Source organism: Paenibacillus tundrae (assembly GCF_030812775.1).
Lineage (GTDB): Bacteria > Bacillota > Bacilli > Paenibacillales > Paenibacillaceae > Paenibacillus > Paenibacillus tundrae_A.
The window spans coordinates 70,706-84,684 of the sequence record NZ_JAUSTI010000003.1; the positions used below are offsets into that span (position 1 = coordinate 70,706).

The 13,979-nt window shown below is 44.1% G+C and carries 9 protein-coding genes; all 9 read left to right on the forward strand.

Features of this window, described 5'->3' with window-relative positions:
* The first annotated feature begins 168 nt into the window (after positions 1-168).
* The 9 genes from J2T19_RS06145 (at position 169) to J2T19_RS06185 (ending at position 13,860) form a co-directional block, all read left to right on the forward strand.
* On the forward strand, positions 169-1,965 hold the full coding sequence (locus J2T19_RS06145) for a sensor histidine kinase (RefSeq protein WP_307214147.1): 1,797 nt from the start codon (positions 169-171) through the stop codon (positions 1,963-1,965).
* Positions 1,965-3,584, forward strand: coding sequence for a response regulator transcription factor (locus J2T19_RS06150; RefSeq protein ID WP_307214148.1), 1,620 nt, complete (start codon positions 1,965-1,967; stop codon positions 3,582-3,584). Before J2T19_RS06145 ends, J2T19_RS06150 begins: the two co-directional genes overlap by 1 nt.
* 236 nt (positions 3,585-3,820) lie before the next feature.
* Positions 3,821-4,810 carry an ABC transporter permease gene (locus J2T19_RS06155; protein ID WP_307214149.1) on the forward strand — a complete coding sequence of 330 codons (990 nt, stop codon included), beginning with the start codon at positions 3,821-3,823 and terminating at the stop codon, positions 4,808-4,810.
* 17 nt (positions 4,811-4,827) lie between these two features.
* Complete coding sequence (locus J2T19_RS06160) at positions 4,828-5,736, forward strand: carbohydrate ABC transporter permease (RefSeq protein WP_056700379.1); 909 nt, start codon at positions 4,828-4,830, stop codon at positions 5,734-5,736.
* Positions 5,737-5,858: 122 nt separating this feature from the next.
* Positions 5,859-7,388, forward strand: coding sequence for an ABC transporter substrate-binding protein (locus tag J2T19_RS06165; RefSeq protein WP_307214150.1), 1,530 nt, complete (start codon positions 5,859-5,861; stop codon positions 7,386-7,388).
* A 194-nt stretch (positions 7,389-7,582) separates the two neighbouring features.
* Positions 7,583-8,281 (forward strand): hypothetical protein, encoded by a 699-nt coding sequence (locus J2T19_RS06170; protein WP_307214151.1) that lies wholly within the window; start codon positions 7,583-7,585, stop codon positions 8,279-8,281.
* Between the two features lie 299 nt (positions 8,282-8,580).
* Complete coding sequence (locus J2T19_RS06175; protein WP_307214152.1) at positions 8,581-10,362, forward strand: sensor histidine kinase; 1,782 nt, start codon at positions 8,581-8,583, stop codon at positions 10,360-10,362.
* A gap of 66 nt (positions 10,363-10,428) precedes the next feature.
* Positions 10,429-12,048: a response regulator gene (locus J2T19_RS06180; RefSeq protein WP_307214153.1), complete on the forward strand. Its 1,620-nt coding sequence runs from the start codon at positions 10,429-10,431 to the stop codon at positions 12,046-12,048.
* Positions 12,049-12,171: 123 nt separating this feature from the next.
* Positions 12,172-13,860: a type 2 periplasmic-binding domain-containing protein gene (locus J2T19_RS06185; RefSeq protein ID WP_307214154.1), complete on the forward strand. Its 1,689-nt coding sequence runs from the start codon at positions 12,172-12,174 to the stop codon at positions 13,858-13,860.
* The last annotated feature ends 119 nt before the right edge of the window (positions 13,861-13,979 follow it).

Below are 13,979 nucleotides of genomic sequence, written 5' to 3' on the forward strand. Positions count from 1 at the left end.
CAAAGCGAGCATGATTACAATGAACATGCCATCATAAGGAAGAAAAATGGGAAAAAAGTCGATCTATTCTGTACATGAATAAGAAAGAACATGTATTGTTGATAACGTTTACAATTAAGGATTATGCCAAGAGGATTTTAATGCTGAACAAAAAAAAGGCGGTCATCTATGAACTTCATCCGTTCATTACGTTTCAAATTTATTGTCGGTCTTACACTCATCATGCTGCCTCTGTTTCTCTTGATGTACTATAACAATGTGTACGCTATGAATGTTGTACGTGACCAAGTATCACTTACGAGTATGAATCATCTCGTCAAGAGCGTTGAACAAAATGAACGAGTCCTTCAAGAAACGAATCGTTATCTATATAGCTTGGGTGAACGAGACCCCGATATCATTTCCTTGTTTTTTCTAAAATACGGCAGCGGGGATTACATTATTGCTAAACAACGGATTATGAATAAATTCATGACAGATATTGGCTTCTACAATCTGATCGATTCCTTCTTTTTATACGACGCCATCAATGATGATCTACTGCTCGCCACCTCCGGTGATTACGACATCAAAATGTCACTCGTGCAGCAGAGTATGCCCGTGCAGATGCAGCAATTCGAAGGGGATATTCAGCAGCCTGAATGGGGGATCGTCCGCGGCGAATCGAGAAATGCACTTGTGAAGACGGTTCGCATTAACCAGCAATTCTACGCGGGTGCTCTTGTGGATATGAACGCACTGAATTATCCAGAGCAATTCACGGAATCGGGAGATCGTGGTGGAGCAGTTATTGTAGGGATAGATGGTGTTGCTCTGTCCAATTCATCCTTGAGTGCAGATCAGATTAAGCTGGCGGCTGCCCATCTACCCGGATTGAAGAACCCCTATCAGGTTATCTCGGAAGAAGTACCGAAAGGTAAAGCACGTCAATATTTGATGCTCGGCTTGCCTTCGGCGATGTCAAAGATGAACTACGTTGTGCTCTTGCCCGAAGAAGACATGATGCGAAACTTACCGTTCTTCCAGCGGATTATTCGTTTGCTGCCTATTGGTGCAGCTGTCATTCTTATCACTGCTCTTGTCTTTGTCCGTCAATTATTGTTTCGACCGATGAATATGCTCATCCGTGGTATGAGAAGGGTGAGTCGTGGAGAGCTTGATGTCAGATTGGAGCCACCGCCTTCTTCGGAGCTGGAGTTTGTTACTCGAAGCTTCAATCAGATGACAAGTCAGATTCAGCATCTCAAGATTGATGTCTATGAGGAGCAGCTAAGAACTAGGGAAGCAGAGTTCAAGCAACTCCAGATGCAGATTAACCCTCACTTTTATCTGAACTCCCTGAATATCATTCATAGCCTGGCTTCTCTACAGAAGCATGAATTGGTGCAACAGATGGCGGGTCATCTTGCCGACTATTTCCGTTTCAGTCTGCGAGCAGGCAAACGTGTCATAAGACTTGATGAAGAAATGGAACATATCCGCCATTATTTGGAGATTCAGAAACTTCGTTTTCCAAACAAGCTTAGCTTTTCACTGGAGGTAGACGCGGGTCTGGGGCATTATGTACTGCCGCCGTTAACGTTACAACCCTTCGTAGAAAATGCAATTATACATGGATTTCAGCGGCGTACAGAGCCTTTTGTCATTCGCATCAAAGGGCATGGCACTGCCATGGTATCCGATGCTTCGATGAACCATGGTGAGACAGAGCAGGTTCCGATGTTATTTCTTACAATCGAGGACAATGGCGTGGGCTTCAATCAGGAATTGCTAGATCGTTTGCAGCAAGGACAATATGCAGAAGACCCAGGAGGGCAGCATATTGGGATCTGGAATGTAGCACACCGATTGATGATGAAATATGGAGAGGTAGCTGGGCTTGCTTTCCATAATCAAGTAGATGGCGGAGCCACAGTCGTAATTCACATACCCGCACAGACGGAAGAGGAAGAAGGGGGAGCCTAATGCGGAATCTATTAATTGTGGATGATGAAGTATATGCCCTACAGGCCATGGTTGAAGGGGTAGATTGGCACTCTGCGGGCATTGATCAGGTATTTAGTGCAGGAGACGCCGAAGAAGCAAGGACACTGTTAAAACGACATTCTATCGATATCATGATCTGTGATATTGAAATGCCTGGTGAGACAGGGCTCGATCTACAAAGCTGGGTTCTTAAGCATGATCCAGGCATGTTAACTATTTTCCTTACAGGCCATGCTTTGTTTGCATATGCGCAGTCGGCAATTAAGCTGAACAGCTTTGATTATGTGCTTAAGCCAGCTCCTGCGGATCAATTGCTTAAGATCGTAAGTCAGGCCGTAGATAAAATCAAAGCAGGTGAGCAGCGCACACATACAAACAAACTCTACGAGACCGTCTATAAACGGTGGCAGACACATAAGCCATTGTTGACAGAGCGGTTCTGGAAAGATGCGATATCTCAACGAATGACGTTAACTAAACAGCGCTTGCAGGAATTAGCCGAAGTGTATGGAGCCGAGATTGATCCGAACGCACGTATCGTACCCATCGTTATCTCGGTGGAGGAGTGGGTTCGTGAATTTGACCTTCGGGATGAAGAGGTCTTGGAATACGCGCTGCGAAATGCAGCAAAGGAGATGTTGCTTGGGGACAGACCTGGTGAAGTGTTTCAAGATCATGGCGGTCTAAATATCGTGCTTGCGTATGAACAGGATGGCATTGTGGCTTCGGCAAGTGAGATGGAAAAGGAATGCCAGATCTATATTCGAGAATGCGGTACGTACTTCTATTGCCGATTATCCTGTTATGTGGGTGTTCCTGTCGCGGTTACTGAGTTGCAGGGGATGCTCAATGAACTGATGGATATGGAGCGTCGCAATATTAAGGAGCTTGAAGGTGTATTTGTATATGACGAGCAAGGTCGAGATACTGAAGATCGTTTTTTACCGATTCCATGGTTCTCCGAATTGTCCATCTTGTTTGAGACAGGGAAAGTAGGAGATCTGCGTGAACGTGTCGATGAGATTTTCGAGTTGTTGGCCAGTCAGGAGAGATTGTCACCCGAGATTCTGCGACTGTACTATCATGCCATGCTGCACGTGGTCTATCCTCTGCTTCATCAGAAAAATGTATCTGTACGCAGCCTGTATCCAGGGGAACGCGAGCCGGAAGAGAGTGTTGTAACACGTTCTTTGCCACAATTGAAGCAGTGGACCTTGGATTTAATTAGCCGTGTGGTGCCTGTGCTGTATCCTGACGATCACAGTCCAATGACCATTGTTGATCAATTGTGCATTTACATTGAGAATCATATCGGTGAAGAGTTAATGCGAGAAGAGCTAGCTTCCTTTGCTGGATTTAACCCCGCGTATCTGTCTCGTCTGTTTCGAAAGGAGAAGGGCATGTCTCTATCGGAGTTTATTTTACAGCGCAGAGTAGCCAAAGCGAAAACGTTATTATCCCAGTCTACCGTGAAGGTAACGGACATTGCAGGCAAGGTCGGATACTATAACTATTCTCATTTTACGAAAATGTTCAAAAAGTGCACTGGCATTACACCCCAAGAATTTCGCAAACAATCGCGTACCGTACAGCTATGACGCAGCATGCTGCGTCTTTTGTATTTTATAGAGGATCAATTGTAAGAGGATGTTCCAAAAGTCCGCTTTTGATTACGAAGGATGCCTATTGGCCGAGAAAGTCATAATTTGATCATTGAACAGGTCACCACAGTAGATATTGGATCAGAACTCACAGCCGTATACTTGAACCACAGGAGACACAATCGGTGCTAAGTCCTGAGGAAGAATTCAAGAGGAGTGAGGGAGAAGAGGCTATGAAGACACAACCCGAGACGGGTAATCGCGCACGGATATCAGATGTAGGAGCGGGGTCAGTTCGCAAACGTAAAAAATCGGTCTTGTACAATCTGGGGAAGTTTAAGGTGCTGTATCTCATGTTTCTGCCAGGGATTCTGTTTCTCCTGGTAAACAACTATATGCCAATGTTCGGCGTACTTATTGCATTCAAAAATGTGAACTATGCCGACGGCATTCTAGGGAGTCCTTGGAGCGGATGGGACAACTTCAAGTACTTGTTTTCCACGAGTGATGCGTGGGAGATTACGCGGAACACACTTGCGTACAATACCGTGTTTATCGCACTAAATCTATTTGTTGGCGTAGGCCTCGCGATCTTGCTGAATGAAGTTAAGAACAAGGCGATGTCGAAATTATACCAATCACTTATGCTACTGCCTTATTTCTTATCCATGATTGTAGTCAGTTACCTGGTACTTGCGTTCCTAGGTAAGGACTCGGGGTTCATGAACTCTACGATATTACAAATCTTTGGTGGACAGCCAATTGACTGGTACTCTGAGCCGAAGTATTGGCCTTATATATTACCACTGGTGAATACGTGGAAGAATATAGGATATTACGCTGTCATTTATCTGGCAGCCGTCGTAGGCATTGATGAGGAGTATTATGAAGCGGCTGTCTTGGATGGAGCGACAAAATGGCATCAGATTCGTTTCATTACGGTTCCGTTTCTCATTCCGTTGATCGTTATTATGACACTGTTGCAGATTGGCCGTATCTTCTATGCAGATTTCAGTTTGTTCTATCAGGTTCCATTAGAATCGGGTGCACTGTTCCCTGTAACGAACGTACTTGATACGTATGTATACCGTACATTCTTGATCGGCGGCGATATAGGAATGTCCTCTGCTGCAGGTCTCTATCAGGCTATCGTCGGCTTCGTGCTTGTCTTGGTATCCAATACCATCGTAAGGCGAATAGACAAAGATAATGCATTATTTTGAGAGGGGGCAAGTCAACTGTGAAAACACGTGATCCATTGGCCGTTTCGCGGCGTTCCGCTTCAATTATTCACGGCATGTTTCTCTTTTACGCCATAGCCTGTATCGTGCCGATCCTGCTTGTCTTCGCCATCTCTTTCTCGGACGAAACAACAGTAATCGCAAACGGCTATAAGTTAATTCCTGAGAAGTTCAGTCTGACAGCTTATGAGTTTTTATTCAAGGATATGGATCAGATCATTCACTCCTACGGCATTTCCATCATTGTAACGGTGGTGGGAACGATTACGAGTGTGGCTCTGACTGCATTATATGCTTATCCGCTATCACGTAGAGATTTACCATACCGAGGATGGTTCGCATTTTTCATCTTCTTCACGATGTTGTTCAATGGTGGCTTGGTACCTTGGTATCTCGTGTATGTGAATGTGCTTGATTTAAAAAATTCGATCCTGGCACTTATTTTGCCGCTGCTGCTATCACCGTTCTTCGTACTCGTTATGCGTACGTTCTTCGCGAATTCGATTCCAGTCTCCATACTGGAATCAGCACGAATCGATGGAGCGGGTGAGCTGAGAACGTTTACACGCATTGTACTTCCGCTCTCACTTCCAGTTATGGCAACGGTTGCACTCTTTAGTACACTTAATTATTGGAATGACTGGTATTTAAGTATGATTTTTATATCGGATAACCGGACGATCAGCCTTCAGTACCTGATGTACCGAACGCTGCTCGATATTCAATATTTGACTTCTAACTCGAATGTGTCCTCACAGATTTCATCACAGGGTGGATTGCTGAATCTACCGAACAAAACATTGCAGATGGCAATGGCTGTAGTCGGAATTGGGCCTATTGTGTTAGCCTATCCGTTCTTCCAACGGTATTTCATCAAAGGGCTTACCGTAGGTGCAGTGAAGGGCTAACTCCGGCCGGTTAGCGGAGGAAGAGTAGAACACGAAGATAGCTGAAGGGGCATATACAAAATCGTGAATTGGGGTAATTGGCGGCAGGTTGTAAGGTTTAACACACGACGGGAGGGGTTCATTTGGTTAAAACACTAAAAGTATGGCCGCGACTTGCGGCGGCAGTCATGGCACTGAGTCTCATGCTTGCAGGCTGTTCAACGGATAAGAGCGGAACAACAACGCCTGGTGCAGAAGGTGGAGATGCAGCAGAAGGTGGAGGGAAGCCTTATGAAGTAACGCTGTATTATCCAGGAACACCACAGAAGGATGTTGCCTTGGTAGAAGCTGAGATCAATAAAAAGATGGAACCAAAAATCGGAGCAACGCTGAAGATTAATGCGATCGATTGGGGACAATGGGACAATAAGCTGAATCTGATGATCTCCTCTGGTGAGAAGTCAGACATTATCTTCACAGCAGCGTGGCAGAACTACACGGTCAATGTTGCCAAAGGAGCATTCCTGCCGCTGAATGATCTGCTCGAAGAGCATGGTCAGGACATTAAGAAAAATCTAGACCCAGCCTTTCTTGAGGGTTCACAAGTAGATGGGGTAAACTATGGTGTACCAACGAATAAGGAACTTGCGGCGACGCGTGGTGTGCTCGTGCGTCAGGATCTAGCTGACAAATATAAGTTGGATTTAGCAGCGGTTAAAACATGGGCAGATCTAGAGCCTTTGCTCAAAACAATTAAGGAAAATGAACCAGGCATCACACCGTTCTACATGTCCAATACCAACGGTAACGGATTGTTAGAAAATCTGGATTGGGATTACCTCGGAGATGCATCTGTACCAGGTGTTATCTCGAAGACAGCAGGCTCCACAACGGTATTAAACGAAGTGGAGACGGCAGAATTCAAGGAAGCTGCTGAACTTGCTCGTAAGTGGTACCAAGCCGGATATATCAATAGTGATGCAGCGACATCCAATGTGTTCCCGAAAGACCAAGCCAAAGCAGGCAAAGCATTCATGTGGACTGACGGCATGAAGCCAGGTAAAGATAAGGAAGAGGAAGGCTATGTTGGCTTCCCGCTCACACAGATCGAAATGACTCAACCAACAATTACAACGGGTGATGCTTCCGGTGCGATGCTTGCAATCTCTCGCTCTTCTGAGCAACCGGAGAAAGCGATGCAAGTGATCAACCTGTTGCACTCTGATAAAGAAATCAACAACTTGCTTAATTTCGGTATTGAAGGTCAGCATTATGTCAAAAAAGACGGAGCAGAAAACATCATCACACTGCCTGACGGCGTAGATGCGAACAGCCGCACTTACAACCCAGGTGCACAATGGCAGCTCGGTAATCAATTCCTGAACTTCCTCTGGGATAATGAAGACCCTCAGAAGTGGGAGAAATTCAAAGAATTTAATGCCAAGGGTGTGAAGTCTCCTGCCTTAGGATTTACGTTCAACAGCCAAACGGTCAAAAATGAAATTGCTGCGGTGAACAATGTGAACAAACAGTTTAAACCAGGTATGACATCTGGAGCAGTAGATCCAAACGAGATGATCCCTAAATACTTGGAAAAACTGAAAGCCGCAGGAATTGATAAGATCATTGCAGCGAAACAGGAACAACTGGATGCATTCCTTTCCAAAAAATAATAATTTAGTAGGTAGATGAACCAAGCCATAAGCAGATTTTGATGATCTGCAAAATGGATACAGCGTTTACGCACGGAGACATCTTCGGTACAAAACCGAGGATGTCTTCTTGTCGTTTAATACATGCATTTGGATTGTTAATCATAATTAGGGAAATTATGATATAATCAGGTGGTTGATTAGGGGGTGTTTGTGTGTCGAGGGCGAAACTCACGTTCTCAATCATTTTTTTGCTATTTTCGATCATTTTTACCTTCAACCATCATCTAGGCTTCTCGGTAGGCGATACGATATTGAGTAAAGTGGGATTGTTACCTTATACAACGACATATGTTAGAGGTGTTCATATCACGCTTTTTATAGGTCTGGGTATGCTGGTCTGTAGTTATTTCATTACACGAAAAGTGTTGGGATCATCGTTCCCACGACTTGCCAGCAAGCTATGGTTAATGGTCTTGGTCATTGTTCTCAGCTATTCCTTCATCACGGATAAAGTCATGTACGTCGTCAAATGGAATGCAACGGGAACCAATACCGTTTCTTATGTACAAAACCAAAGTTCGTGCATGTACGATGTAGTTGAAGATGGCGATACCTTAGCGAGCTGTTATCTAATCATCAAAAACTACAGTGGACAACTCGTAGTTGCTATGGTCAAACCTGATCTTGCACGTAGTTACAGGAATCAAGACGATCCACTCTATGAATCTTTAAACTCGGTTGAGCTAAAGCCTGTACGCATAGAGATTGAACCCCGTGGTACTTTTGCGGGTCAGCTTGCATTTTCCGGTCTAGCAAGTTCACCACTCCCTTTTCAAGGCAAACTTCATGATATTGTACTTGATATTGGGATTGAAGGGCAGAATATTGTATTTGATTATGAGATGCCCTAGCAGCATAGAGTACATACATAATTTCAATTACAATGGATTAAGAAGGGTCGGCGAAAGCCGGCTTTTTTGGATTATATAGCTAGAATTAGTGCAGAAATATTGAATTTGTGACCTGTACCTTAGGCTTGGAAACGCTTACGATGGAGGGTGAGTTACTCTGCTTGTATATTAAGAAGGGTGTAATATAGCGATGATGTAAAAATGGATCAGGTGAGAATACGAAAATAATTATTTATGTTTATAGCATGTATAGCTAAAATAGATGTCACTGACAATTTGAGACAAGGTGAGATGAAAACATGTCATATCGGACAAACCTATTTTCCAAGATGGTTATTTTGATTTTAATTATGTTAATTCCTGTCGTATTGCTCTATTGGTATTCCAATCACAAAACAACAGCTGTGCTTCGGGATGAGCTCAATCGCTCAAACAGCAATCAGCTTGAGTTCTTTCAAAATCAGGTGAATACACATATTGAATTGTTATCATCTTGGCCGAATCTGCTCATTCATGATCCCGATATTGCTAGCTTTCGACGGATCTTTGTAGATAGCTCGTATTTTGATCTGGATACCATCAATCTGGTAAAACGAATCCAGAATAAGTTAAGCATTCAGGAGAGCTCCTCTAACTGGGAGACCAAATTGTATTTATACTCACCTTCCCTGGGCAGGGTTGTATCTGAACGGGACGCCCGCTTATATGACAAGCTGTCCTTACAGAATTCAATCTCTTCGGGCTGGGACGTACGCCGAATTGCTGGCGTAGCAGGAGAGGATGATCGCTTCATGTTCAGCTGGATTACGGTATCTCCCTATGGGATTAGTGACCCGGCAGTGAATGCGGAAACGATTATTAAACTGGAGTTTGATAGCAGCAACATCCGTGACATGTTAGACAAGTTTAAAGATGACGGAAGGCATGACCCCTTCTATTATCGCGAAGATGCAGGGGTGATCTATAATCGTACCTCGGATCGAACGCTAATCGGCCAACTTATCAATCAGTTATCGATTCATCAGCTGAAGGATGTGGACAATCGAACTGTTGTTATTGATGGGGAGCCTTATATGGTCAACACGGTGAAATCAAGCACAACGGGTTGGTATCTGGTAGATTATATGCCGCTGTCTGCGATTTTGAAGCCGATCCATCAATCGAATCTATTGTTTTATTCCTCAATGCTCTGCTTATTTCTAATGAGTTTTCTAGCAGCGTATATGTTATATGTTCAGGTACAGGTACCGGTCAAGCAGCTCATTCGTGGGTTCCAGCGTTTGAAGCAGGAGGATTATTCTGTTCGTATTCAGCCTAAAGGACGTAATGAATTTAGCTTCCTGTCCGAACGGTTCAATTCAATGGTAGATCAGATTCAGCAGTTATTTGAACATGTGTATTTGGAACGAATTCATGTGCGTGAAGCTAGACTGAAGCAGCTACAGTCACAGATTAATCCACATTTCTTCTATAATTGCTTCTCGTTTATTACGAGTATGGCTAAACTCAAACGGGTGGATGCCGTCGTGGCGATGTCACATAATTTGTCTAGATATTATCGTTATACAACGAGACAGGAACGGGATGTCGTACCACTTACAGAAGAAATCGAATTCGTGAATTGTTACTTAGAAATTCAGAAGATGCGTATGGATCGCATTCACTACACCATTGATTTATCCGAAGACATATTGCTGCAGGAAGTCCCACCACTGATTGTTCAGCCATTAGTAGAGAACGCGGTGATTCATGGGATTGAGGCAGATGCTGAAGCGGGAGAGATCAAGGTCACGGGTGAATGCCGCGATGGGATGATGATCCTTCAGGTCGAGGATGATGGTCAGGGGATGAATGCAGAAGGGCGAGAAGCCCTGCTGTTAAAACTCAGAGGAACGATGGATCAGGAAATGGGCTGTGGCCTGTGGAATGTGAACCAGCGTTTGCAGTTGAGATATGGTGAGAAGGCAGGTATTCATATTGAGGAATCTCAGCTTGGCGGATTGCGAGTGACGTTAAGATGGCCTGTGGGTGAAGAGCAAATTGCAGAATTACAGGCGCCGATGGATGAAGAACAGATGTGATGTATGACTATGAGGATGTGCAATGAGAGCAAAGAAATGCAGCGTTGAAGATGAGGAGTGTGCAAATTGATTGATATTTTATTGGTGGATGATGAGACGTATGTAACAGAAAGTCTGGAACTGACGATCCCTTGGGGTGAGCTTGGAGTAACGACAGTATTTCGAGCTGCTTCTGCAAAGGAAGCATTAGAGATTATGGAAGAAAATGCAGTAGATATCGTAGTGACAGATATTCGTATGCCAGGCATGTCGGGACTGGATCTTGTTGCAGAAGTCAGTACCCGTTGGTCGCATATCCGTTGTATTTTGTTAACAGGTCATAGTGATTTTGAATATGCGAAAAAGGCGATTCAGTTGCAGGCTGCCGATTATATACTCAAACCAGTTAACGATGATGAATTCATGGCATCCGTATCCGCAGCGATCACGTCACTTCGCGATGAATGGGATGAATTCGATAAATATCACCGCTTATTGTATAGCAGGAAGTCCGATTACAAAATTTTGCGCGAAAACTTGATGCATGATCTACTGTTAGGCCGTGAGATTACAGCTCGGGCACTCGGTGAACAGTTACAGCAGTACGAAATTCAAATGGAACCAGAACAACCAGCTGTTATGATGTTAATTCGCCTTGCCGGTCGATTCTCAAGTATGGATCAACAATCGTTAGACTTGATGGATTTTGCAGTGGGAAATATCGCGGAAGAGGTGTTTGGTTCACAGTATAATGTTTGGTTTGGTCATGGCCCTCATGAGTGCCTAGTCATGTTGATACAGCATCAGAACTTAAACGGAGCCGAAGCGATGACTCTGGACGAGATTAAGAAACCAACCGCTACCTTCCGGGAGCATGTCATTCGATATTTGCAGGGAGATATCTCCATGGTCGTAACGCAGCCGTTCCCTTTTGAAGAATTAACGACCGCTTATCGTCGGGGATTAGGCTCACTTGTGCTTACGGGGCCCGAAGACAATATGATTCAGTATCTGGATTCCAACACGACCAAGCGCTCCGACAACGATACGCAAGCATTGGATGAGTTATACAAACCGCCAGTTCTGCCTCAATTGCTGGAAACCAAACAGTGGGAGGCAGCTGCACGGAAACTTGATGCAGTATTTGATGAGGCAGAGCGTGTGCGATTGTCACGAGAACATGTCTATGAGTTGTATTTATCCGTAACGAATGCATTTATGTATATTGCACATAAACAGGGACATCTTGTACACGAGATTGATCATGCCGGCTTTGACTTGCTCTTGGCACATCAGTTGATTCAATCACCTGAGAAGCTGCGCCGCTGGGCAACAGAAATGTTAACCAAGCTCCAAGAAGAGTTGTCCGATCAAGAAGGAACACAGAGCCGAAGACATGTTATTAAACAAGTCCAAGAGCTAGTAACCCGTGAAACAGGGCAAGAGTTATCTGTGAAGATGATTGCGGACAAAGTGTACTTGCATCCAGTATACCTATCCAAAATCTATAAGGCAGAAACAGGAGAGGGTCTAGGGGACTATATGATTCGCATGCGGATGGAGCGTGCATTGTATCTGCTCAAAAATACGAATAAAAAGATATACGAGATTACGAGTGAGCTTGGGTACCAAAATCCGCAATATTTCAGCAAAATGTTTAAAAAACATTACGGGATGACCCCAAATGAGTATCGAGATCAGTCGTAATTACAACATGATTCCAGAATATAGGTTGGCAAAGGTGCAGAAATCTTGATTTCGTATCATAGGAACAAAGGCCTGGCCAGCCTATAATGAAAGGGTAACCAAAACGATTGAAGGGGGAACAACATGAGAGCGCAATCAACGAAAAAGAAATTTTTGTCGCTTCTCGCTACAACGCTGAGTCTGACTGTCGTTCTTGCAGGATGTTCAGGAGGCAGTGCGGAGGAGAGTGCAGCACCAAGTACATCTGGTGTTCAGAATGAATACAAAGAAAAGTATGACCCAGAGGTAACCATTACAACTGCATGGGGGATTGACCCTGAACTGAAATTCAAAAATGGCGAATCTATGGAAAATAACGTAGCGACCAAGTGGGCTAAGGACAAATTCGGTATTAACATTAAGTCACTTTGGTCTGTAACGGATACAAACAGTGCGTTTGCAACTAAACTGCGTCTTGCGATGTCTTCAGGTCAAGAAATGCCTGACATCGTAACCATTGGCCAACCAGATAACCTGGTTGCTCAAGATTTGATCGACTCCGGCATGTATCAGGAAGTAGGACCGTTGTTCGACAAATATGCTTCGGACACATGGAAAGAAGCTATGGCTCAAGATCCAAACGTATGGAATCAATATAGTCGTGACGGCAAGAGAATGGGAATTCCGGTACTCGACTATGCATACAACAATGATTACCTGCTCTGGATTCGTCAAGACTGGTTGGACAAGCTGAACCTTGAAGCACCAAAAACGATTGACGAGCTGGAAGTGGTTATGGAAGCGTTCAAAAACAAAAACCCAGACGGTTTGGCTCCGGATAAAGTAACTCCACTCAGTATCGGATTTAAAACGTCCATGAACACATGGATGGGAGATCCATCTTGGGTCTTCGGTGCATACGGTACCCTTCCTTCCCAATGGAATGTGGGAGCAGATGGCAAGCTGGAGTATGGTTCAATTAACCCAGGCATGAAACAAGGTCTTGTTAAATTGAATGAATGGTTGACTAAAGGTTACATTCCTCAAGAAGCAGCACTATGGGATGAGAACAAAACTGCAGAACCAGCAGTTGCAGGTACAGCAGGTATTATCCCTGGTCCTTATTGGATGAGCGGCTGGCCATTGGCTGATACAGTGAAGAACGTATCTAGCGCTGTGTGGAAGCCAATTGAAATCCCGGTAGGCCCTGAAGGAAAAGCAATGCGTCATGGTACGCAATTCGTTAACGGTGTTACGCTGATTAAGAAAGATATGCAGCATCCAGAAGCATTCTTCACTTACCAAAACTACCTGTTTGACAATTATGCTAATCCAGAACCAGGCAGTGAGTATGATAATGGTCTCTTTGAGGGCTATGACTATGAATTAGATGCAAACGGAAAACAAAAAAGGTATGAAGATATTTCAGGCGGGTATGTCAACGTAGTACGTTACTTGCTCGTGCGTGATGGCGCACGTATTCCAGATGCACAGATGAAAGCCTTGATGAATCTGGCCGATGGAAAAGAGCCAGAAACCAAGCTTGAAAAAGATGTTGCCGCGAACTATGGTATAGAAACGCCAGCAGCAGCTAAAGTGTTGCTTGCACAGGAAGACATCTCATTCAAAAACATGTTTACAGGTCCGACGACAGCGACAATGAAATCCAAATTGGATTACCTCAACAAAATTGAGAATCAAACTTTCAATGAAATTATCTATGGCAAAAATCCGGTAGATTCGTTCGATACGTTTGTTCAAACGTGGAAAGCCGGGGGTGGAGATCAGATCACTCAAGAGGTTAACGAGTGGTATGAAGGTGTAAGAAAATAGGGTTTTAACCGGCGCGCAGGCTACTTGTAGTCTGCGCGTTTTTTTGTATTTTTAAGAGGACATGAAGACGTCATTCATGGAAGTTGGTTCCAAGACAAATGAAGCATTGTATGGTTCTA